Annotated in this window: 20 protein-coding genes; all 20 read right to left on the bottom strand. The window is 69.2% G+C overall.

Annotated elements, in window-relative coordinates:
* Nucleotides 1–17 precede the first annotated feature (17 nt).
* Nucleotides 18–2,288 carry a M1 family metallopeptidase gene (locus tag AB6807_RS02655; protein ID WP_371083397.1) on the bottom strand — a complete coding sequence of 757 codons (2,271 nt, stop codon included), beginning with the start codon at nucleotides 2,286–2,288 and terminating at the stop codon, nucleotides 18–20.
* A 667-nt stretch (nucleotides 2,289–2,955) separates the two neighbouring features.
* On the bottom strand, nucleotides 2,956–4,290 hold the full coding sequence (locus AB6807_RS02650) for an MFS transporter (protein ID WP_371083396.1): 1,335 nt from the start codon (nucleotides 4,288–4,290) through the stop codon (nucleotides 2,956–2,958).
* A 37-nt stretch (nucleotides 4,291–4,327) separates the two neighbouring features.
* The gene (locus AB6807_RS02645) at nucleotides 4,328–5,434 is read right to left on the bottom strand and encodes a porin (RefSeq protein ID WP_371083395.1); all 1,107 of its coding nucleotides are present in this window, start codon (nucleotides 5,432–5,434) and stop codon (nucleotides 4,328–4,330) included.
* 36 nt (nucleotides 5,435–5,470) lie between these two features.
* Nucleotides 5,471–6,439 (bottom strand): 2Fe-2S iron-sulfur cluster-binding protein, encoded by a 969-nt coding sequence (locus AB6807_RS02640; RefSeq protein ID WP_371083394.1) that lies wholly within the window; start codon nucleotides 6,437–6,439, stop codon nucleotides 5,471–5,473.
* Between the two features lie 19 nt (nucleotides 6,440–6,458).
* Nucleotides 6,459–7,529 (bottom strand): aromatic ring-hydroxylating dioxygenase subunit alpha, encoded by a 1,071-nt coding sequence (locus AB6807_RS02635; protein ID WP_116908678.1) that lies wholly within the window; start codon nucleotides 7,527–7,529, stop codon nucleotides 6,459–6,461.
* An 11-nt stretch (nucleotides 7,530–7,540) separates the two neighbouring features.
* Nucleotides 7,541–7,762, bottom strand: a complete 222-nt coding sequence (locus AB6807_RS02630; protein ID WP_116908677.1) for a recombinase-like helix-turn-helix domain-containing protein — start codon at nucleotides 7,760–7,762, stop codon at nucleotides 7,541–7,543.
* A 39-nt stretch (nucleotides 7,763–7,801) separates the two neighbouring features.
* The gene (locus tag AB6807_RS02625; protein ID WP_371083393.1) at nucleotides 7,802–8,977 is read right to left on the bottom strand and encodes an FAD-dependent monooxygenase; all 1,176 of its coding nucleotides are present in this window, start codon (nucleotides 8,975–8,977) and stop codon (nucleotides 7,802–7,804) included.
* Between the two features lie 10 nt (nucleotides 8,978–8,987).
* Nucleotides 8,988–9,986, bottom strand: a complete 999-nt coding sequence (locus tag AB6807_RS02620; RefSeq protein WP_371084140.1) for a Bug family tripartite tricarboxylate transporter substrate binding protein — start codon at nucleotides 9,984–9,986, stop codon at nucleotides 8,988–8,990.
* Nucleotides 9,987–10,012: 26 nt separating this feature from the next.
* Nucleotides 10,013–10,984: a VOC family protein gene (locus tag AB6807_RS02615; RefSeq protein WP_371083392.1), complete on the bottom strand. Its 972-nt coding sequence runs from the start codon at nucleotides 10,982–10,984 to the stop codon at nucleotides 10,013–10,015.
* A 15-nt stretch (nucleotides 10,985–10,999) separates the two neighbouring features.
* The gene (locus AB6807_RS02610; RefSeq protein ID WP_371083391.1) at nucleotides 11,000–12,475 is read right to left on the bottom strand and encodes an aldehyde dehydrogenase; all 1,476 of its coding nucleotides are present in this window, start codon (nucleotides 12,473–12,475) and stop codon (nucleotides 11,000–11,002) included.
* Between the two features lie 16 nt (nucleotides 12,476–12,491).
* The gene (locus AB6807_RS02605) at nucleotides 12,492–13,292 is read right to left on the bottom strand and encodes an aspartate dehydrogenase (RefSeq protein WP_371083390.1); all 801 of its coding nucleotides are present in this window, start codon (nucleotides 13,290–13,292) and stop codon (nucleotides 12,492–12,494) included.
* 11 nt (nucleotides 13,293–13,303) lie between these two features.
* Nucleotides 13,304–15,022 carry a thiamine pyrophosphate-binding protein gene (locus AB6807_RS02600; protein WP_371083389.1) on the bottom strand — a complete coding sequence of 573 codons (1,719 nt, stop codon included), beginning with the start codon at nucleotides 15,020–15,022 and terminating at the stop codon, nucleotides 13,304–13,306.
* Entirely contained in the window at nucleotides 15,015–15,851 is an 837-nt protein-coding gene (locus AB6807_RS02595; protein ID WP_371083388.1) for an SDR family oxidoreductase, read from the bottom strand. The genes AB6807_RS02600 and AB6807_RS02595 overlap by 8 nt, the downstream gene beginning before the upstream one ends.
* Nucleotides 15,852–15,871: 20 nt before the next feature.
* On the bottom strand, nucleotides 15,872–16,711 hold the full coding sequence (locus AB6807_RS02590) for an IclR family transcriptional regulator (RefSeq protein ID WP_371083387.1): 840 nt from the start codon (nucleotides 16,709–16,711) through the stop codon (nucleotides 15,872–15,874).
* A gap of 39 nt (nucleotides 16,712–16,750) precedes the next feature.
* Nucleotides 16,751–17,632 (bottom strand): alpha/beta fold hydrolase, encoded by an 882-nt coding sequence (locus tag AB6807_RS02585; protein ID WP_371083386.1) that lies wholly within the window; start codon nucleotides 17,630–17,632, stop codon nucleotides 16,751–16,753.
* A gap of 8 nt (nucleotides 17,633–17,640) precedes the next feature.
* Nucleotides 17,641–18,189 carry a cupin domain-containing protein gene (locus AB6807_RS02580; RefSeq protein WP_116908669.1) on the bottom strand — a complete coding sequence of 183 codons (549 nt, stop codon included), beginning with the start codon at nucleotides 18,187–18,189 and terminating at the stop codon, nucleotides 17,641–17,643.
* 40 nt (nucleotides 18,190–18,229) lie between these two features.
* Nucleotides 18,230–19,045 carry an SDR family oxidoreductase gene (locus tag AB6807_RS02575; protein WP_371083385.1) on the bottom strand — a complete coding sequence of 272 codons (816 nt, stop codon included), beginning with the start codon at nucleotides 19,043–19,045 and terminating at the stop codon, nucleotides 18,230–18,232.
* Between the two features lie 30 nt (nucleotides 19,046–19,075).
* Nucleotides 19,076–20,059 (bottom strand): Bug family tripartite tricarboxylate transporter substrate binding protein, encoded by a 984-nt coding sequence (locus tag AB6807_RS02570; RefSeq protein WP_371083384.1) that lies wholly within the window; start codon nucleotides 20,057–20,059, stop codon nucleotides 19,076–19,078.
* A gap of 205 nt (nucleotides 20,060–20,264) precedes the next feature.
* Nucleotides 20,265–21,533: a D-amino acid dehydrogenase gene (locus AB6807_RS02565; RefSeq protein WP_371083383.1), complete on the bottom strand. Its 1,269-nt coding sequence runs from the start codon at nucleotides 21,531–21,533 to the stop codon at nucleotides 20,265–20,267.
* A gap of 61 nt (nucleotides 21,534–21,594) precedes the next feature.
* The gene (locus tag AB6807_RS02560; RefSeq protein ID WP_371083382.1) at nucleotides 21,595–22,611 is read right to left on the bottom strand and encodes a 2-dehydropantoate 2-reductase; all 1,017 of its coding nucleotides are present in this window, start codon (nucleotides 22,609–22,611) and stop codon (nucleotides 21,595–21,597) included.
* Between the last annotated feature and the right edge of the window lie 38 nt (nucleotides 22,612–22,649).

Raw genomic sequence — 22,649 nt, 5'->3', positions numbered from 1 at the left:
TGGAGGGGCCTTGGCCTTCAGCGCTTCTCGTTGTCACGCAGCTTCAGGCTGCCCTGGAAGCGCAGCGCGTGCGGGTACTCCTCCTTCTGCGCGCCCGCGTCCACCGCCACGCGCTGCTGCTCGCTGGCCTGGGTTTTCGCCAGCAGCGGCGCCGGCAGGTTCACCACGCCCTTGATCTGGTCGTACTGCGCCTGCGTGATGCGGCCCACCGCCAGCAGCCGCGAGGCGTCGCGCTCGATGTTCAGCAGCAGCGGCTTGTTGGCCGCCAGGCTCTGCGCCTTGGCCAGCAGCGCGCTCCACGAGGGCGCGCTGTAGTTGCTCACGTAGTAGTCCTGCCCGGTCGGCCCGGCCAGCACCGCGGTGCAGCCCGGCAGCTCCAGCTGCGTGGTGTTGGTGTTCATCACGAAGGTCTTGCGCTGCTCCATCGCGTCGCCGTAGGCCAGCGTCACGGGAATGGCCCAGGTCGAGGCCGGGAACTGGTTCTGGTTGGGAAAGGCCTCCTGCGCGATGTTCACGAAGGTGCGGTCGCCCGCGCACTGCGCGTCCACCGTGAGCAGCGGAATGCCGGTCTGGCGGATGAAGCTGTCGCCGATCTCGCTCACCTTCTTGCCGCCGCTGGCCTTCTCCAGCGAGGTCCACAGCCGCGTGGGCGTCACGTTGCCGAAGGCATAGTCCTTCAGGTAGATCTGCAGGCCCTTCTGCATCGCCTCTTCGCCGATGTAGTTCTGGATGGTCTCCAGCACATGGCTGCCCTTGTTGTAGACAAAGATCGACGGGCTGATGAAGCCGAAGGAGCCCGCGTCGTTCAGGTTGCGCTGCACCGGCACGGCCGTGCTGCGCAGGTCGGCCGTGATCACGCTGTGCTTGTCGAGCACGAAGTCGGAAAAGCTGTAGTACTCGGGGTGGAACTTGATGGTGGTGCGCCTTTCGAACCAGCGCGCGAACGACTCGTTGAGCCACACGTTGTCCCACCAGTCGAGCGTGACCAGGTCCCCGAACCACTGGTGCGCGATTTCGTGCGTGACCACCGTCACCGAGTACAGCGTGGGCTTGTCGCCCGGCTTGGTGAGCACCGCGTCGGCAAACTCGAAGATCGCGCCCCAGTTCTCCATGCCGCCGAAGCCGGTGTTGGGCTTGTTGTCGTAGCTGTCGTTCGCGGCGATGGTGTCGAACTTCTTGATCGGCAGCGGGATGCCCGTGTACTTGTAGTAATAGTCCATGGCCACCTTGGTCCACTCCATCGGAAAGGTGGCCCAGGTGGAGCGGCCCGGCGGCGTGAACCAGCGCAGCGGAATGTCGCTGCCGTCCAGCGGGTTCTTGAAGTTGTCGGGCAGCACGTCGAACTTGCCACCGCCGAAGAAGGTGAGGTACATGGGCATCACCGGCGTCTTCTCGAACGACACCTGCTGGTAGCCGTCGGGCAGCTTCACCGCCGACAGCTGCGCGCCGTTGGACACCGTTTTCCAGTCGCCCGGCACCTCGGCCGAAATCTCGAAGGTGTGGCGAAACGCCGGCTCGTCCCACCCCGGGAACCACTGGCGCGCGTAGTTGGTTTCGCCCTGCGTCACGATGGCGTCGCTGCTCACGCCTTCGGGCGTGGACAGGCCCACCTTGAAGATGCCCGTGGCGGCCGAGCAGAACGGGTTGCGCGCCACTTCGGCGGGCGGGCAGTATTCCGCGTCGGAGAACTGGATCTTGCCGTCCCACTCCATGTGCAGCAGGTACTTGCCCTTGGCGATCTGGCCGTCGTTCAGCCGCAGCTGCACGAAGTCGCCCAGCGTCTGCGGCGTGGGAATGAGCGCGATCGCTTCTCCGGGGTTCGACACCTTGCGCAGCGTGGTGCGGCCCTTGGCAAAGTTGAGGTTGTGCGCGGCCACCACGATGGCGTCGACCGGCTTGAGCACTTCGATTTCGACGTCGCCGCGGCCGGTGAAGGTCTTCAGCGCGGCATCGGGGCGGAACCACAGCTTGTAGTTGCTGGGCCAGACGGTGTCGGGCAGCTCGATGGGCTTGGCCGAACGGTCCACAGCAGCCACTGCGGCGTCCGCCACATTGGCCACGGCGGGCACGCCATCGTCCGGCGACTTCCTGGTGCTGTCGGACGACGGCGCCGTGGCCACCGCATCGGACGGTGCCGAAAGGCCCACGCCCGTGCCGCCGAGCGACGCGCCACCGCCGCTGTCTCCACCGCCGCCGCATGCCGTCAGCACGGCAAGGGCCACCGCGGTGATGGCAACATGGTGGAAGACTGCATGCTTGAAGCCAACAGGTGCACTGAGTTTTTTCATGATCGCCTCTGGGTACTCTGGGTAAGAAGAAACATGCGCCGCCCCGCATGCACCAGCGGATAGCCGGCGATGCGCAAGGCGCGCGGTGATGAAATGAACAGCTGAAAAATGCGGGCGACAGGGCGTCCTCCCGGCGAACACGAGGTTCGTCAGGACAGCGCGGTCGCAGCCGGTTTCACCGCCTTGAAAACAGGCGGTCCCAGGATGCGCGGGGCGAGCCGCTCCATACCCGTCGACATGCGGGGTTCGAAGAAAAAGCGGTGGCGTGGGGGTGCGGAGCGCTGCGCGGGCTCAGTGCCCGTGAAGCGGTTCGGTGCGTCGCAACCGTGCGGCTGCGGCACCTTCGGAACGCGCGATGAAGGTGATGTTCATCGCGACCATGGCAAGACTTTCTGCGGCTCTTCTCGTTGGTTTCACGCGCATTCCCTCGTCCATTGAAGTGCGCCAGTTTTAGCTGAACGAACAAGTCGGCTCAATGAATCGCGGAACTTTTCTCTCTCCAAATGTTCGCGCGCCATAGCCCGAATGGCGTCATGGCACGCGATGCATGCCCGGCGGTATGAAGATGGTTCTAGCGCCGAAACACCTGCTCACGCAGATGACGGAAACCGGTGGTGCGCGCTGTGACCGCGCGGCCACAGTACGAAGGTACAAGCCTTCGAAATGGCTATGAAAGCTGTGAACCTGAGACTGCTTCGACACTGCGCGCGCGGTCGCGCCACCACAGAAGCAAGCCGCACCCGAACACCACCACCTGCGTGCCGATGAGCAGCGCGAAGCCCGCGAAGAAGCCCGAAGCGGAGGCCGCCGATGACACAGCCGAACCGGCCGACGCCGATGCTGCCGACCCGTGCGACACCGCCGCGATCACCCCGCCCATCAGCACCGGCATGAAGCCCGCCACCAGGCTGCCCGCGCCGTTGGTCACGCCGAAGGCGCTGGCCGTGTGCTCGGGCCGCGAGCAGTACTGCACCGTGCTCGGAATGGCCGGGCTCTGCAGCCCCCAGAAGAAGTTGGCCGCCACCAGGCAGCAGGCGGCGGCATAGGGGTCGCGCGCGTTGATGGCCATGAGCACCGACAGCGCCACGCCCGCGCTCGCGCCCATGAAGATGAAGGGCACGCGCTCGCGGCCCACCTTGTCGATGAGCACGCCGCCCACGAACACCGCGAGCACGGTGGCGTACTGCGGCAGCGAGGCCAGCCAGCCCATCTCGCGCAGCGAGAAACCGCGCGCCTCGCGCAGGTAGGTCGGCAGCCAGTTGCTGCTGCCCCACAGGTAGGCCAGCGCGGCCGAGGTCAGCAGCGTGATGAGGAACAGGTGCCGCGTGTGCAGCGCGCCGCGCACGATGCCGCCCACGCGCGCCATCGCCTCGCCGAACGACGACGGCTTCGCGCCGTCGGCATGGGCGGGCGGCATGCGCACGAAGGCCAGCACCAGCGGAATGCCCAGCGCGATGTTCATCACGCCCAGCACGTGGAAGGAGGTGTCCCACGCGAACTGCGTGAGCAGGTAGCCCACCAGCGGATACCCCACCGCCAGCCCCAGCCCCGTGCCCATGTTCACGAAGGCGTTGGGCTTGCCGTTCTCGTCGTTGCGAAAGTGCGCCTTGATGTACGCCGAGGCCAGCGAAAACAGCGGCCCCTCCGACACGCCCAGCAGGATGCGCGAGGCCAGCAGCAGCCCGTAGCTGTGGAACAGCGGCGAGGCCCATGTCACGACGCCCCACAGCACCAGCCCGTACACCAGGCTGCGCCGCACCCCGAACAACGCCGAGCAGAACGGCGTGAGCACGAAGGCCGACACGCCGTAGCCCAGCATGAACGCCGTCGCCAGGAAGCCCTGGCGCACGCGGTCGCTCGCGGCGATGCCGACGTGGTCGAGAAAGGCCTTATCGGTGATGAGCACCGCGATGTTGATGCGGTCCACATAGGAGATCGCGACGATCACGAACAGTGTGATCACGCCGTACCAACGAAGGTTCTTGCTGTTGCTGCTCTGCATGGTCTTTGCTGCCGGTGTGGGTGTGCGCGCGCGGCGCCTAGAACATGTGGCGCATGCCGAACTCGGCACCGCTGGACGCGCGGTTCGGCGCGGTGATGGCGCCCGAAAGCGCCGCGGTCGCCCCGTTGCTGTTGCTGATGCGCGCGAGGGTGGCGTACACCGCCGTGCGCTTCGACAGGTTGTGCACGTAGCCGATGGCCAGCTTCGACGACGTGGGCTTCAGCAGCGCGCCTGCCGGCTCCAGCCGGTAGCGCGCGTAAGACGCCTTGATCTCGCCCGGCCCGATGGGCAGCTGCAGGCCGATGAGCGCGCCCTTCGCGTCGGTGCTGCCCTTCGACTCCTTGTACAGCTCGCTCGTGAGCTTGAGGTTCATCAGCGAGGGGCCGAAGGTGTAGGCCGCGCCCAGGTTGGTCACGCGCAGGTCGCCGCTCGCGTAGCGCGTGCGGCCGGTGGCCAGCGCGATGTTGATGCCGCCGCTCTGGTAGCCCAGGCGTGCGCCGGTGTGGTCTCCGTCGTGCCGGTTCGACACCAGGGTGTTCGGCAGCACCGAACTGGAGTCGTTCTCGCCCATGGCGTACATCACCTGCCCGTAGAAGCCGCCGAGGCTGGCCGGCAGCAGGTAGCCCACGCTGTTCGATGCGCGCGTGCCGGTCGGTGCGACCAGGCCGCCCAGGCCCGAGAAGTACAGCTGGTTGGCGCCGATGCCGCTGCCCGTGCCGAAGGGGTCGAAGATGGCCGTGTTCCAGAAGGCCGGCACGTAGTCGCGCCCCAGCCGCAGCTCTCCGAACTCGCCCGCCAGGCTCACGGTGGAGCGGCGGTTGAAGCTCAGCACGCCGGACGTGCCGTTGCCGCTGGCCTGGTTGTTGGAGTTCGACGGAAAGCCCTGCGCGCTGTCGTTCTGCAGGCCCATCTCCAGCCAGAAGTTGGCCGAGTAGCCGCCACCCAGGTCTTCGGTGCCACGAAAGCCCAGGCGGCTGAACATGTTGCCGCTGTTGCTCAGCTGCGTCTTGTGCGCCGAGCCGTTGCCGCTGCCCTGCGTGTAGGTGACGGCGGCGTCGACCACGCCGAAGAGCGTGAGGGAAGATTGGGCCAGCGCTCCGCCAGCCGCGCTGGCCGAAGCCAGCGCGAGTACGAGTTTTTTCATTGAAGTTCGAGAGGTAGTTGTCTCTGGCCGCAGGCCTCAGATGTCCAGCACCAGCCGCTCGCCCTTGCAGCGAGACACGCAGATCATCATGGTCTTGTTCGATGCACGCTCGATCTTGGTGAGGATGCCGTCGTGGTGCTCGACCTCCCCTTCGAGCACCGCTGTTTCACAGGCGCCGCACACGCCTTCCTTGCAGCTGTGGTCGGGGTTGAGCCCGGCGTCGATCAGGCTGTCGAGAATCGACTTGCCCGCCGGCACCTCGACGCTCTTGCCGCTCTTCGCGCACTCGACCACGCAGCCTTGCGTGGCGCTCGGCGCTTCGACCTGCACGGCCGCGAAGCGCTCGATGTGGGCGTTGGCATAGCCCAGTTGCTCGCAGCTCTTCTCGAAGGCATCGAGCATCGGCGTGGGGCCGCAGCAGTAGTAATGGCTGTCGGCGCCCTTGCCGGCCAGCAGCGCGGCGAGTTGCGGCGGCGCGCCGCGCTCGTCGTCGAAGTGCCAGGTGAGCTGCACCTGCCTGTCTTTCGCCAGCGCCTCGATGGCTTCGCAGAAGGCCGCCTCCTTGCGGGTGCGCGCGCAGTACACCAGCTCCACCGGCTGGCCGATGGCCACCAGCCGCTGCAGCATGCTCCAGATGGGCGTCACGCCGATGCCGCCGGACACCAGCACCGAGCGCTCGGCGCCCTCCTGCAACTTGAAGTTGTTGCGCGGCGCGGAGATGGGCAGCGTCATGCCCACGCGCAGCTGCTGGTGCACGTAGCGCGAGCCGCCGCGGCTCTTGCGGTCGTTCAGCACGCCCACCACGTAGCGCTGGCGGTCGCTCGCGGGGTTGCACAGCGAATAGCTGCGCACCAGGCCGTTGGGCAGGTGCAGGTCGATGTGGGAGCCGGCCTCGAAGGCGGGAAAGTCCACGGCCGGCGTGGCCGGCCGAAACTCGACGCTCACGATGCCGTCGGCCTCGTAGCGCATGGTGTGCACGAGGGCGTTGAGCGTGGGGGAAGACATGGCTGCGCTCGCTCCCCGCTCAGGCCGTGGCCGCTTCGGCCGTGTTCGACGATGCTGATTCGGCCAGCTGCGCCACCGCCAGGTTGCGCATGTGGCGCCGCAGCCGCACGATGCCCAGGTCGTGCTGGTACAGGTTCTCGTGCTGGTTGGCGTCGGCCTCCATTTCCTCGAGCATCACGCGGTCTTGCTCCAGCACGTGCCAGTGGCGCGCCTCGAGCCGGTTCTTGTACAGGAAGCGCCAGGTGTCGCGCTGCCAGTCGTTGGGCAGCTTGCGCACGCGCCAGAAGAAGGTGGCCGTCATGCCCTTCACGATGGGCGAGAACGCACCCACGATGATGAAGTTGCCGCCGGGGCCGCCGGTCTTGGGGTACGGGATTTCGAGGCGCATCCAGTGGATGCCGGTGTCGGCCCACTCGGTCCAGTCGAAGTTGACGTTGCGCTGGCCTTCCTTCTCGAACACGAAGCCGGTGTCGGTGGCGCGAATGCCGAACCTGGCGCTCGAGTCGCCCTCGGCCATCGAGTGCGACTGCTTGTGCAGGTACGTGCCGTGCATCGGGTCCATCACGTTGTCGAGCACGTAGCGGTAGTCGCCCTTCCACTCGGTGTAGCAGAGGAAGGCGCCGTACTCGGCGTCGTCCGTCAGCTGCTCGGGCAGCACCAGCGGCGGCGGCACGTCCACCGGCTCCTTCGCGTTGTAGAGAAACACGGCGCCCGCGCGTTCCTGCACATGAAAGTGCCGCGTGGCCTGGGAGCCTTCGAGCTTGCAGCCGGGGCTGCCGGGCACGCGGGTGACCACGCCGTCGTGCCGCACTTCCACGCCGTGGTACGGGCACGAGAGCCGGTCGCCCAGGATCACGCCCTGCGACAGCGGCGCGCCGCGGTGCGGGCAGCGGTCTTCCAGCGCGTGCAGCACGCCCTCGCCGTCGCGCCACAGCGCGATCTTGCGGCCGAGGCGGCGCAGGGAAACGGGGTTCTCCTTGATGAAGTGCGAGGGGCAGATCGGATACCAGAGATCCTTCAGGCCGATCTCGAGCAGGTGGTCGACCGGGTCTGCATGCGCGGCCGCGGCGGGGTGGATGGCGATGGTCATGGGGGTTCCTCTCAGGCGGCCAGCGCGGCCATTTCCTTGCGGTACAGCGCCTCGGTCCAGGGCTGGCCGCCGGGCGTGGCCAGGCCGCTGTCGTTCAGGCGCTGCACCAGGCCGGGCAGGTCGTGGATGCCGTCGGCGAAGGCGCGTTCGATCACGTCGCCCAGCAGGTCTTCGTAGGTGGTCGCGGGGCGCTGGCGCGCCTGGTGCGGTTGCAGGTAGCGGTCTTGTTGCATCGGGGGCCTCCGTGGGGTGAGGGGGAAATGAATCGGTGCTCAGGCGGGCGCCGCGGCCGCATGGGCAGGCGCGCCCAGTGAACCCAGTGGGGCGCTCCAGGCGTCGTAGCCGTAGACCCAGTCGGCGTTGCCGCCTTCGCGCAGCCAGTTGTTGCCGCGCGAGCCGAGCTGCACCTGGCTGGCGCGTTCGATGCGGGCGCGCTCGAAGCCTTTCAGCGCGGCGGGCACGTCGGCCATGGCCACGCCCTCGAGGTGGCGCGCGAGCACCACCGCGTCTTCGATGGCCATGCCCGCGCCCTGCGCCATGAAGGGCAGCATCGGGTGCGCCGCGTCGCCCAGCAGCGCCATGCGGCCCTGTGTCCAGGCGGGCATGGGGTCGCGTTCGTACAGCGCGGTCTTCAGTACCGTGTCGCAGGCGTCGAGCAAGGCGCGCGCCTCGGGGTGGTAGGCCACGTACTGCTCGCGCAACTCGTCAACGCTGCCGGGCGCGGTCCACGACTCCAGGTGCCAGGTGTCTTGCGGCGTGGTCGCGAAGATGAAGATGTCCCTGCCCCGGTTCAGCGGGAAGGTGACGATCTGGCTTTGCGGGTTGGGGCCCCACCACTTGGTGAAGGCGCCCAGGTTGGGCACGCCGGCCACGCGCTCGGCCGGCACCACGGCGCGGTACGCCACGATGCCGGTGAAGCGCGGGCTCTCGGCGCCGAACATGGCGGTGCGCACGCACGAGTGGATGCCGTCGGCGCCGATCAGCGCGCCGACGCAGGCAGTGCTGCCGTCGGTGAAGTCCACGGTCACGCCCTGCGAGTCCGGTGTGATCTTCTCGGCGCGCTTACCGAGCGCGACCTGCTCCGCCGGGAACATGTCGGCCAGCGCGGCCAGCAGGTCGGCGCGGTGGATGGTGAGCTGCGGCGCGCCGTAGCGCTGCTCGGCCGAGTCGGCCATTTCGAGCCGCGAGGTTTCCTCGCCCGTGTCGTAGGTGCGGCTGATGCGGTGCGACGGGCGCGCCGCCGTCACGCGGGCCGCCTCGCCCACGCCCAGGCCGTCGAGCGCGCGCACGGCGTTCGGCGTGAGGTTGATGTCCGCGCCCACGCGGGCGAACTGCTTCGCCTGCTCGAACACGACCACGTCGTGCCCCGCGCGCTTCAGCGCAATGGCGGCCACCAGGCCCCCGATGCCGGCACCGACGATGCCGATGGTGGATTCGCTTGTCTTCATGGCGCGGTCCTTACTCGGCAACGATGTTGCGGGCCTTGATGATCCTGGCCCACACGGCCGTCTCATCGCGGATGTAGCTGGCGAACTCGGCCGGCTTCATGGCCGCGTCGGTCATGCCCTGCAGCTTCAGGCGCTCGCGCACCTCGGGCTGCGCGAGCATCTCGGCGGCATCTTTCGCGAGCTGCTCGACCACCGCGGGCGGCGTGCCCCTGGGCGCCATCAGCCCGTACCACGAGGTGACGGACACGCCCTGGATGCCCTGCTCCGCCAGCGTGGGAATGTCGGGCGCCGCGGCGCTGCGATGGGCCTCGGTGATGCCGATGGCCACCAGCTTGCCCTGCTTCAGGAACGGCAGCGTCGCCGGCAGGTTGCTGAACATGAGCGGCACCGAGCCGCCCAGCACGTCGTTGAGCGCGGGCGCCGTGCCCTTGTAGGGCACGTGCAGCATGTCGATGCCGGCCTGCTGCTTGAAGAGCTCGCCCGCCAGGTGCAGGCCGCTGCCCACGCCGGGCGAGGCGTACGACAGCGTGTTGGGCCTGGCCTTGGCCTGCGCCACCAGTTCCTTCGCGTTCCTGATGCCCGACGAGGGCGAGGCCACCAGCACGTTGGGGGCCTTGGCCAGCATGGTGATGGGCACGAAGTCTTTCGCCATGTCGAACGGAAACGCGGGCATCAGCGTCGGGTTGATGGTGACGTTGCCCGCCGGAATCACCAGCAGCGTGTGGCCGTCGCCCTTGGCGCGCTTGACCTTCTCCATGCCGATGTTGCCGGCCGCGCCGACCTGGTTGTCGACCACGGCGGCCTGGCCGTAGCGCTTGGCCAGGCCGTCGGACAGCACGCGGGCCAGCGTGTCGACCGGGCCGCCGGGCGGGAACGGCGAGATGAGGGTGAAGCGCTCGCTGGCGAGCTGCTTCTGCGCATCGGTCTTCTGTTGCGCGTGCGCGGGGGCGGCCGCGGTGAATGCAGTCAGTGCGGCGAACAGGACGGAAAGGTGGAATCGTCGTTGCATGGTGGTCGGGTGGCTGGGGTCTGCGGTCATTTCTTCTCGGTCAGGAAAGCGCCTTTGGGGCCTTCCGCGTTCTTCTGGCGGCGCGTGTGGCCGTCGAGGCCGCCGTCGACGGCCCACTCGGCGAACACGGTGGGGCCGGGCTCGAACTCGCGCGGCTGCCAGTCGGCGGTGAGCTGGTCTTCGTCGGCGTAGTACTCGATGAGGCCGCCGGCCGGGTTCTTGAAGTACCAGAAGTACGCGGACGACACCGGGTGGCGCCCCGGGCCCAGTTGCGTCTCCCAGCCGCGCCGCGAAAAGTGCAGGCCGCCGCCGAACACCTCGTGGATGTCGCGCACCGTGAAGGCCACGTGGTTGAGCCCGCGCTTGCCCGAGGGAATCTGCAGCAGGAACAGGTCGTGGTGGCCGCCTTCGGGCGCGCAGCGCATGAAGGCGCCGCGGTTGGGGTAGCTGTCGGAGGCGACGAAGCCGAAGCGCTGTGCGTAGAACGCGCTGGTGGCCTTCACGTCGCTCACGAAGAACACCACGTGGCCCACTTCGATGGGCGTGGCGCGCTCGTAGACCGGTGCGGCCTGGTTGATGCGCGGCTTGGCGTTCCAGGTGTTCATGGCGCCGCAATCCACTTGCACCGCGTGCTTGCGGCTGACCTGCAGGCGCACGGCCAGCCCGTTGGGGTCGATGCAGCCGATGCGGCGCGCGCCGTCGACGGTGGTGTCGAAGAAGGCCGGCTCTTGCGCGATGGCGGCGGCGTAGCGGTCGAGGTCGGCCTCGCCCTGCACGCCCCACACCACCTCGCGCAAGGTCGGGCCCTCTTCCATCGCGGGCGGCAGCCCCTGCTTGTTCGACGCCGCGACGACGACCTTGCAGCCGTTGAGGCACTCGAACACGAGTTCGTCGGGCGCCTGCGCCTTCAGTGCGAGGCCCCAGTCCTCGAAGAACTGGCGGCATGCGGGCAGGTCGTCCGCGCCGTAGGTGATCTGGTCGATGCCAAGTACGCTCATGGTGTGTCTTGCCTTTCAGTTCGCCCAAGGCAGGGGCTGCTCGTTGGTGCCCCAGTACATGCTCTTCTGCTCCATGTACTGGAAGATGCCTTCGCGGCCCTTCTCGCGGCCCAGGCCGCTGTCGCGCCAGCCGCCGAAAGGCGTGGACACCGAAAACTGCTTGTAGGTGTTGACCCATACGGTGCCGGCCTGCACCGCGCGGCCCAGCTTCCAGGCGCGCTTGAAGTCGCGGCTCCACACGCCGGCCGCGAGCGCGTACACGCTGTCGTTGGCCTGGGCGATGAGTTCGTCTTCGCTGTCGAAGGGCATCGCGACCAGTACGGGGCCGAAGATTTCTTCCTGCGTGGTGCGCGCGCTGTTGCCCAGGCCTTCGATGATGGTCGGCTTGTAGAAGTAGCCGTGGTCATAGCCGGCGCCATGCGGGCGTACGCCGCCCGTGCGAATCCTGCCGCCTTCGGACACGCCGAGCTCCACGTAGCGCTCGATGCCCTCGCGGTGCTTCGCGGTGATGAGCGGGCCCATCTGCGTGCGTTCCGAGGCCGGGTCGCCCACGCGCAGCGCGTTGGCGCCTTCGGACAGGCGCGTGAGAAATTCGTCGTAGATGCCGCGCGCCACGAACAGGCGCGAACCCGCGATGCACGACTCGCCCGACGAACTGAAGATGCCGTACAGCACGCCGTTCACCGCATGGTCGAGGTCGGCGTCTTCCAGCACCATGGTCGGTGACTTGCCGCCCAGCTCCAGCGACACCGGCATCATCTTGTCGGCCGCGATGTGCGCGATGTGCTTGCCGGTGGTGGTGCCGCCGGTGAACGACACGCGCTTGACCAGCGGGTGCTTGGTGATGGCGTCGCCAATCACCGAGCCCCGGCCCGGCAGCACGCTCACGATGCCCTTGGGCACGCCGGCCAGCTCGCAGATGCGGGCCAGCTCCAGCGCCATCAGAGGCGTGACTTCGGCCGGCTTCACGACCACCGCGTTGCCCGCGGCCAGCGCAGGCGCGAGCTTTTGCGCCTCGCTGGCAATGGGCGAGTTCCACGGCGTGATGGCCGCGACCACGCCCATGGGCTCGTGCACGCTCAGGGTGACGAAAGCGCCGCGCGAGGGCGTGATGGTTTCTTCGAGCGTTTCCAGCGCGGCGGCAAAGAACTGGAAGGTGCCCGCGGCGCTGGCCACCAGGTTGCGGGTTTCGGTGATGGGCTTGCCGTTGTCCAGGCGCTGCTTCTGCGCCAGCGACTCGCCCTCTTCGCGAATGATCTGCGCCACGCGGTGCAGCACGGCGGCGCGCTCGTGCGGCAGGCGCTGTGCCCAGCCGCTGGTGCGAAAGGCGTGGTCGGCGCGGGTGATGGCCTCTTCCACGTCGGCGAGGCTCGCGGCCTTCAGGCGCGCGATGGGCTCGCCGGTGGCGGGGTACAGGCTTTCGTAGACGTCGCCGCCGCCCAGGCGCCATTCACCGGCGATGCAGATCGGAAGGAGTTCGGAAGAAATCATGGGGTCACTCGAAGGCTCAGATGGCAAGGGGCGCCACGCGGTTGCGCAGCGCGCGCACGGCGCTGTACACGGTGAGCGCGGAGGTCTTGGGGTTGGCCGCGAGCGGCTTGTTGCGCATGGTCAGCTCGAAGCTGCCGAACGCGCCCTCGGCTTCGACCGTGTGCACGTTCTCGGTGGCGGCGGGGTCGGCAATGAGGCGCACGAGCGTGCGGTCGAGCCCCAGCCCCGCGAGCGACACGGTGGCCGCCACGTTGGCGTTCTTCGGGTACAGCAGGGCCGCTTCGCGCGCGCTGCCTTCGAAGATGATGGCTGGCTGCGCCAGCGCATCGAGGTCGCGGCCCTGCTCGGCCGGCGTGCCCTTCCATGCCTGCGGCGGCTTGCGTCCGGTGTAGCGCACGCTGTCGAGGCCGCCGACGCGCGCGGCGGCCAGCGCGTCGATGGCGCCGATGGCTCCCGCAATCAGCTGCACCTGCGTGCGGCCCGCGACGGCGGCGGCCTCGAGCTGCTCGGCGAAGCCGGCGGCCGACAGCGCACCGACCGACGCCACGACGCAGGGCGTGCCGCGCGCGAGCGCGGGCAGCACATGCTGCTCGATGGCGGCATGCCCCGCGGTCTCGACCACCAGGTCGATGCCGCTGGCCGGCACGCTGCTGGCCACCTGCACGCCGGGTGCGAGCTGCCGCAGGGCGTCTTGCGCCGCGGCCACGCCCTCGGCGGGCACGACGACGGCGACCACCTGCAGCGCGGCGTCGCCCCGCAGCAGTTCGAGCACCGAGGTGCCGATGGCACCGCAGCCGATGAGAGCAATGCGCAGCACGTTCACTTGCCTCACTCCACCGAAGCGGCGGCGGCCTTGCCGAGCGCCGGAATCTGCGTGACGGTGTTGGTCGGCGGACCGGCGAAGGCGCTCTTGAAATCGCCGATGGAGAGCATGTCGATCTCCAGCAGGAACGGGCCCTTCTGCGCCAGCGCCTCGCCCAGCCTGGCCTTCAGCTCGTCGATGCGCTGCACGCGGGTGTGCGGCAGCTGCAGCGACTTGCACAGCAGCGCGTAGTCGGGCGTGTGCAGGTCGGCGTAGCAGCGGCGCCCGCCGTACTGCGCGTCCTGGATGTTCTTGATGACGCCGTAGCCCTTGTCGTTCATGAGCACGATGACCATGTCCGCCTTTTCCTGCACGGCGGTGGCGAGCTCGCCCAGGTTCAGGATGAAGCCGCCGTCGCCGGCCAGGCAGAAGGTCTTGCGGCCCGATGCGGTTTCCGCCGCTCCCACGGCCGCGCCGATGGCCATCGGCATGCCCTGCCCGATGCCGCCGCCCGTGGCGTGCACGCCCGCGCTGGGCGAGAAGATGCGCAGCTCGCGGTTGCCCCAGGTGCTGTTCGACACGGTCACGTCGCGCACCCAGTTGAAGTTGCGCCCGGCCGCCGCTTGCAGCGCCTTCACCAGCTCGGCGTAAGGGCCCAGGCCATCGGTGAGCGAGGCCACCGCCTGCGCGTGCGCAGCGCGCAGCTCGGTGAGCAGCGCGGGGTCGGCCTGGTAGTTCGCGGCTTCGAGGCGGTCGGCCAGGCCGTCGAGGGCCAGCGCCGAATCGCCGCAGACGAACTGCTCGGTGGCATAGCCGCGGCCTTCGGCGGCGGCGTCGGCGTCGATGCGCAGCAGCGGGCGCGGCAGCTTCAGCTCGTACTTCAGCGTTTCGTTGCCGCGCAGGCGCGAGCCGACCACCAGCATCGCGTCGCAGCGCTGGTAGAGCGCCTCGACCGGCTTGTGGATGTTGTACGAGCCGAGCGAACCGGCGTCGTCCTCGGGCACCGTGCCGCGGCCCTGCGTGGTCGTGACCACGCCGAAGCCCAGCTTCTGCAGGCGGCGGATGGCCGCGCCTGCATGGCGCGCGCCGCCGCCGACCCACAGCATCGGGCGCCTGGCCGCGGCCAGGCGCGTGGCCAGCGCATCGAGCGCCGCCTTCGACGGCATGGGCAGCTCGATGGGCAGGGGCGACAGGTCGGCCGGCATCGTGGTCAGCGCGGACTGGATGTCGATCGGAATCTCGACGCTCACCGGGCCGGTCGGCGCCGTCATGGCGAGCTGCACGGCGCGCTTGAGCGTGCCCAGCACCGTTTCCACGCTGCGCACGCGCAGGGCCGCCTTGGACACGGCCTTGAGCATCGTGAGCTGGTCGGGCGCCTCGTGGATGTAAGACATGCCCTTGTCGAGGTACGGCGTCTCGATCTGCCCCGTGATGTGCAGCAGCGGCGCGCCGGCCGTCAGCGCTTCGACCAGGCTGCCGGCGATGTTGCCGGCGGCCGGGCCGGTGCTGGTGAGGCACACGCCCAGGCTGGCGGTGGAGCGCGCATAGGCGTCGGCCATGTTGCCCGCGCCGGCCTCGCCGCGCGCCGGCACGAAGCGCACGGCGCCGCGCTGCGCGAAGGCATCGAGGATGGGCATGTTGTGGATCGAGATCACCCCGAAGGCGGCCTTGACGCCGCACTGCTCGAGAAAGGCGGCGACGACGGCGCCGACGGTGACTGTGTTGTTGTTCGTGGGGTTATGCATGGCGCGAAAGGCCTCCAGAGATGTCGATGTGGCTGCCCGTCGTGTACGACGCGAGCGGTGAAGCAAGGAAAAGGATCGCGCGCGCGGCTTCGCCCGGAAGCCCCAGCCGACCCAGCGGGATGTGCTTGTTCCTGGCGAGCTGGCCGCTCCAGGCGGCCCAGTCTTGCGACTTGTCTTCGCGCGCCTCGAAACGGCGGCGCCACTGGCCCGACTCGACCAGCCCGATCAGGATGCCGTTCACGCGCACGCCCTGCGGCGCGAACTCGGTGGCCATGGAGCGCACCAGGTTCAGCAGGCCGGCGCGCGCGGCCGAGGTGGCGACCATGTGCGGCTCCGGCTGGCGCGCCAGCAGCGAGTTGGCGCAGACGATGGACGCATCGCCCAGCGCCGTGCGCTGCGAAGCCAGTTGCGGCAGGAAGGCGCGCGTGGGGTTGATCACCGAGAAGAACTTCAGGTTGAGCTCTTCGGTCCAGGCCGCGTCGTCGGTGTCGGCGAAGGTGGAGACACGGCCCTGCCCCGCGTTGTTGACGAGCATGGCGGCCGGGCCGAGCGCGGCCTCGCTGGCGGCGGCAAAGGCGCGCACCGAGCCGGCGTCGAGCACATCGCAGGGCTGCGCGAACAGCCTGGCTTTCGGGTGCTGCCTGCGCAGGCCGGCCACGGCGGCATCGAGCCGCCCGGCATTGCGACCGCACAGCGCCACGGACGCGCCGCAGCCGAGCAGCAGCTCGACGGTGGCCAGGCCGATGCCCGAGGAGCCGCCCGTGACCACAGCCACGCGGCCCGCCAGTGCGTTGGCGGCGAAGAAGGAAGAAGGCGCGGGGGAAGTCATGTCGTGTCGTGTCGTATCGTTCAGGCCGAACGCAGCGGCACCACCTTGGCGGTGCGCGCGGGCGAGTAATTGAGCAGGCCCGATATCTCGTCGGCGGTGCCGCGCACGCGCTGCACCATCTCGTCGATGCGGCTTTCTTCGATGTGGCTCGCGGTAACGGTGGCGCCCAGCGCCGCCACGATGTGGCCGCTGTGGTCGCGCACGGGGGCGGCCACGCTGGAGATGTTCGATTCGAAGAAGCCCTCGCCCAGCACATAGCCGCGCTGGCGGTCGGCCTGCACCATGTCGAACAGCTCGTTCACGGTCTTGGGCGTGCTCGGCGAAAAGGTTTCCAGCTTGTCTTCGGGGTACAGCGCGCGCAGCTGCGGCAGCGTGAGGTCTTCGAGCAGGATGCGCCCGAGCACCGTGGCGTGGGCCGGCAGCCGCGTGCCCACGCTGACCGAGCTGGCGAAGGGCGTGGGCGGCGCCACCTTGGCCACGTACACGATGGAGCGGCCGTCGCGCACCACCAGGTTGCAGGGCGTGCGCAGCTCGTCGCTCAGCCGGTTGAGCAGCGGCGTGCCCAGCTGCGTGAGCTCCAGCGAGGCCAGGTACTCGAAGCCCAGGCGCAGCACGGCCATGCCCAGGCGGTAGTCGCGCCCGCCCTCGGTGCGCTCCAGGAAGCCCATGTTCTCCAGCGTGGTGAGCAGGCGGAACACGGTGGAGCGCGGCAGGTCGAAGCGGCGCGCCAGCTCGGGCGCGGAGAGCGTGCGGTTCTCGCGGCTGAACTCGCACAGCACGCGCAGGCCGCGCTCCAGCGCGGGCACGTTGTAGCGGTCGGCGCCCTCTTCCATCACTTCGCCGTCGTTGTTGTTGGCCATGCCTGTGGTTTCCTTGGATGTCTTGTGTTCGTTGCGGACTCAGCCGGCGAGCGATTCGCGCAGCAGCGTGGCGACGGCCTGCGGTTGTTCCACATAGCCGGCGTGGCCCGCATCGTCCACCAATTCGAGCGGCACGCCGCACTGGCGCGCCACCGTTTCGCAGGCGGCCGGCGGCGTCACCGCGTCGAGCGCGCCGCAGGCCACGCGCACCGGCATGGGCGGCGGCAGGTCGGCCAGCAGGTCGGCGTTGCACAGCAGCTCGACGGCCTGGCGGTAGCCGCGGTCGTTCAGCCGGGCCATGTTCCAGCGCACCCACTGGCGGGCGTGTTCGCTGGCCTTCTCGGACACGAGCCGGCCGGCGCGGCTGGCGGCCATGCCGGCAATGCCGAGTTCGTCGAGCGTGGCCAGGCGCTCGGCGCGGACCTTGGCGCGCGCTTCGGCACGCGCCGGTGCGCCGTAGCCGATGGCGGGGCTGACGAGCACCAGCCGGCGAATGCGTGCGCTGGTTCGTGCATCCGTGCGCGCGGCCGATGCCGCCACGATGGCGCCCAGCGAATGGCCGGCCAGCACGCACGAGTCGATGCCGAGCGCGTCGAGCAAGGCGCCCAGCCGCGCGGCGTAGTCGGCGGCGGCGGGGGCATCGGCATCGAGCGGTGTCGATTCGCCGTAGCCCGGCGCATCCCATGCGATGAAGCGCGCCTGCGACGCGAGCAGCGCCGCGGTGTCGATCCACGAGGCCGCGCCGGAGCCGATGCCGTGCAGGCACACGACCACCGGTCCCTTGCCGCATTCGCGCACCGACACCACGGCACCGCCGCCGACCGCGACGTTGCGGGCGGGAAAGCGGGCGTCGAGCCGCGCCAGCTCGGAAGCCGGCAGGGTCTGCGCGTCGAATGCGTTCGGTGCGGCGATGTTGCTCATGGCCGTTCTCAGCGCTTGATCTTCGCCAGCGGATGGTCGGCCGGGTACGTCGGCGTCACGGGCTTCTTCGCGCCGAGCATCACGCACATCAGCGCGTCTTCGTCGCCGATGTTGATCTCTTCGCGGTACACGCCGGGCGGCACGGAGATGAGGTCGCGGTCGGTCATGACGGTCTCGAAGCGCTCGCCGTCTTTCTCGATGACGACCTTGAGCTTGCCGCGGATCAGGAAGAACACCTCTTCCACGTCGGTGTGCAGGTGCGGCGGGCCTTCGTGGCCGGCCGGGATCACCATGGTGGAGAAGGTGAAGTGCTCGGCGGGCACGGTGTTGACGTCCTTGGCCACGCCGGTGCCGCCGGTGCCCACGTAGCGCATCTGCGCGCGGCGGAACTTGGGGTCGAAGTCGGCCTGGAACTTCAGCGCGTCCCAGTCGTACTTGCGGGTCTCGTAGCGCGCGATGCGGCTGTTCATCCACTCCGCGAGGCTGCTGCCTTCGGGCTGCGCCAGGGTGGTGGCGGGTGCATCGCTGATCTTCTGTTGCTCGGACAAATCGCTCATGGGGTTCACTCCTTGGTCGGAAAAAATTCGGGGGGCGGCCTCAGTGCATCGCGAAGCCGCCGTTCACGGCCAGCAACTGGCCCGTGACGAAGCGCGACAGGCCGGACAGCAGGAACAGCGTGGCGCCGCACACGTCGGCGGCCTGCTGCTCGCGCGGAATGGCGCGGCCTTCGAGGTATTTCTGGTGGCGTGCCATGGGCACGTATTCGGTGGCCTCGACCAGCGTGAGGCCGGGCGCCACCGCGTTGACGGTGATGCTGTCGCCGCCCCATTCGCGCGCCAGCGAGCGCGTCATGGCAATGACGGCGCCCTTGCTCGACGCGTAGGCCAGCAGGTTGGGCGCGCCCCACAGCGCCGTGTCGGACGCCAGGTTGACGATGGCGCCGCGGCCGCTTTTAGCGAGCGCGGCGCGGCAGGCGCGGCCCATGAGCCAGCTGCCGCGCACGTTGACGTTCATCACGCGGTCCCACATGTCGACCTCGAGCTGGTGCGCGTCGCGCCCGCCGGAGTTGGTGATGGCGGCGTTGTTGACGAGGCCGTCGAGCCCGCCGAGCAGGCGAACGGCTTCGTCGGCGCAGGCCACGATGGCGTCGGGGTTCGACAGGTCGACCTGCAGCGCATGCGCCGTGCGGCCCGCGTCGCGCAGCGCCTTCGCCTCGGTCTGGGCCAGGTCGCCGAGGATGTCGGCCAGCACCACGCTGGCGCCCGCCGCGGCGATGCACTGCGCAAAGGCCAGCCCCAGTCCGCGCGCGCCGCCGGTGACGAGCACGCGGCGGCCGGCCAGCAGGTTGGCGGGCAGTTCGGCCAGCAGCGCCTGCAGGCTCGATGCGTCGGGAATGGCTTTGGGTTCGGTCATGGGGTCTCTGCGGGGGGCTGTTCGTAACGTTCAGTCGGCCTGGATGCCGAGCTCCTTGATGACCTTGCCGAAGCGCGCGTAGTCGGCGGCGTTGGTCTTGGCGAGCACGTCGGCGCTGCCGCCCACGGGCGTGGTGCCGAGCACGGCCATGCGCGCGACGATGTCGGGCATCTTCAGGATCTCGTTAAAGTGGCCGTTGAGCGTCTTCACGATCTCGGGCGAAAGGTTGCGCGGGCCCCAGAGGCCGTTCCAGGCCGTGACCTCGACGCCGCCGTAGCCCTGCTCCGCCAGCGTGGGCACGTTGGGCGCGAGCGGCGAGCGCTGGGCCGAGGCCACCGCCAGCGGGCGCAGCTTGGCGTTGGCGAAGTACGGCGCCACCGGCCCGAACGTGATGAAGGTGACGGGCACGTGCCCGCCGAGCACGTCGTTGACGGCCGGGGCCACGCCCTTGTAGGGCACGTGCGCCAGGCTGGCGCCCGAGGCGCGCGCGAACATCTCGCCCAGGATGTGCATCGGCGAACCGCTGCCGGGGCTGGCGTAGCTGAGCGTCTTGCCGTTCGTTGCGGCGGCCACGACGTCTTTGGCGCTCGCCAGGTTGCTGCCGCCGCCGGCCACCAGGAACAGCGGCTGGCTGCCGGTCTGCACGATGGGCGTGAAGCCGTTGAGCACGTCGTAGCCCGAGGAGCCGTTGGTCTTCAGCACCAGCTGCGCGATGGAAAAAGTGCTGGGCGCGAGCAGCAGCGTGTAGCCGTCGGGCGCGGCCTTGGACACGAAGGCACTGCCGATGATGCCGCTGGCGCCCGGGCGGTTGTCGACCACCACCGGCTGGCCGACGCGCGTGGCGAGCTTTTCGGCGAAGAGCCGCGCCAGCGCATCGGTGTCGCCGCCGGCCGGATACGCGACGACGAGCGTGATCGGCTTCGACGGATAGCTGTCGGCCCAGGCGAGTCCCCAGGAGCAGGCGGCGACCAAGGACAGGGCGGCAGCGACGGCGTGGCGGCGGGTGTGTTTCATCGGGTCCGTGGGGTCGGAAGGGTTTTCGGTCTGTTTCTCTAATGAAACAACGATTTATTAATGGAACGCCACGAAGAATACCGACGAAGACAACTTCGTGACTAGGTAGAAACCCTGTATGTCGTAACCCAAAGAAAACAGGGCGGCCTTTTGGGGGCCGCCCTGCGTTGCTGGTGCTGTCGAGTGGTGTTGCGCGCTCGCGCCTTCAACCGCCGTAGCGCGCCACGGTGAGGCCTTCCATGTCGATGTCGGGCGCCCTGCCCGAGAGCAGGTCGGCCATCACGCGGCCGGTGCCGGCCGCCATGGTCCAGCCGAGCGTGCCGTGGCCGGTGCTCAGCATCAGGTTGGGAATGCGGGTGGCACCGATGACGGGCGTGCCGTCGGGCGTCATCGGGCGCAGGCCGGTCCAGAAGGAGGCGTCACGCACGTTGCCGCCGCGCGGAAACAGGTCGGTGACCACGTGCTCCAGCGTGTCGCGGCGGCCGGCGTCCAGCCGCAGGTCGAAGCCCGAGAGCTGCGCCGTGCCACCCACGCGTATGCGGTCGCCCAGGCGCGTGACCGCGACCTTGAAGGTCTCGTCCATCACGGTCGATTCGGGCGCGCCACCGGCGTCGGTGATGGGCACGGTGATGGAGAAGCCCTTCACCGGATACACCGGCAGGTCGATGCCCAGCGGCGCGACCAGCGCGGGCGAATAGCTGCCGAGCGCGACCACGTAGCGCTCGGCGGTGAAGCTGCCGGCGTCGGTGCGCACGGCGGTCACGCCCTTGCTCGCATCGCTTGCGTCGTGCTCGATGGCCTGGATGTTCACGCCGAACCTGAAGCGCACGCCCTCGGCCTCGGCCAGCCTGGCCAGCGCCTGCGTGAACTTGAAGCAGTCGCCCGTCTCGTCGCCCGGCAGGCGCAGGCCGCCGACAAACTTGTGCTTCACCGCCGCCAGCGCGGGCTCGTACTGCACGCAGCCTTCGCGGTCGAGCAGCTGGTAGGGCACGCCTGATGCTTTCAGCACCTCCACGTCTTTCGCCGTGCCGTCGAGCTGCTGCTGCGTGCGAAAGAGCTGCAGCGTGCCCTGCATGCGCTCGTCGTATGCGATGCCGGTGTCGGCGCGCAGGGCGATCATGCAATCGCGGCTGTACTCGGCCAGGCGCACCATGCGGCCCTTGTTGAGCTCGTAGCGCGCCTGCGTGCAGTTGCGCAGCATCGACAGGCCCCAGCGCCACATGGCCGGGTCGAGCATGGGCTTGATGACCAACGGGCTGTGCCGCATGAGCAGCCACTTGACGGCCTTGACCGGCACGCCGGGCCCGGCCCACGGCGCCGAGTAGCCCGGCGACACCTCGCCCGCGTTGCCGAAGCTGGTTTCGAGCGCGGGCGCGGGCTGGCGCTCCAGCACCGTCACCTCGTGCCCGGCGCGCGCCAGGTAGTAAGCCACCGAGGTGCCGATGACACCGCTGCCGAGAATCAGGACCTGCATGAAAAGTACCCTTTCGAAGCCGCCATCCAACGCGATGGCGCCGAGGGTACAGGGCCGGGCGCTAGAGGCCCAGCGCGTCCTGCAATTGCCGTGCCGTCCAGCGCTTGGGCTGTTGCGGCCAGGCCTCGAGCAGCGACACCATGCGCGCGTTGCGCGGCGCGCTCAGGCCGTGCTCTTGCGCGAGGCGCACGACCTCGCCGCTGAGCGAATCGATTTCGGTGCGCCGGCCCAGCGCCAGGTCGTCGGCCATGCTGGAGCGCGCCTTGGCGTCGATGCGCAGCATGCGCGCCGCGACGATGCGAAAGAGCCAGTCGGGCAGCCGCAGCAGGCCCGACAGCCGGTGCGCCGGCACCGCCGCCACCTGCGCGGGCGCGATGCCCGCCACGTTGAGGATGCTCAGCGCCTCGTCGATCAGCGACGCGAAACAGCGGCGGTAACCGCGCTGCATGAGCTCTTCGCGCAGCGGCAGGCCCGACAGCGCATTCACCGGGTTGTTCAGGTTGAGCATCAGCTTGCCCCACTGCACGGGCAGCAGGTTGGGATGCAGGTCGATGGGAACGCCCGCCCGCTCGAACACGGCGAGCCACGGGCGCAATGCCGCGTCGTCTTCGGCGGCCAGGCGCCCGGGGGTGCCGCGGTGGAAGGCACCGGGGCCGATCTCGGCCACGTTGTAGGGGACCATGCCGGCGCGCACGTTGAGCGAGGGGCCGGTCTGCGAGGCCGAGGCGCAGTTGGACACGCCGTTCTGCAGCGACACCACCGTGGTGCCCGCGGGCAGCGCGAAGGCCAGCTCGCCCGCGGCCTCGGCGGTGGCGCCGCTCTTCACGCACAACAGCACCAGCTCGGGCCGCGCGCCGACGGGCACCTGCTCGCTGAGCTGCAGCGTGGCCGCGGGCAGCTTGCGCGTGGCGCCGTCCATGTCGGTGAGCGTCATGCCGTGCGTGGCGAGCTTGTCGAGCACGCGCGGGCGGCCGACGAAGGTCACGGGCACGCCGGCGGCCGCCAGGCTGCCGCCGATGAAGCAACCGATGGTGCCGGCCCCCATCACGAGCACTTCACCGGGGATGTCTTCTTGCATGAAGTGCGTGTGTCCGGTGGAGCGCTGGTGAGGCCGGT

Source organism: Variovorax sp. RCC_210, assembly GCF_041355175.1.
GTDB lineage: Bacteria > Pseudomonadota > Gammaproteobacteria > Burkholderiales > Burkholderiaceae_C > Variovorax.
This window is presented reverse-complemented; position numbering and strand designations above follow the sequence as displayed.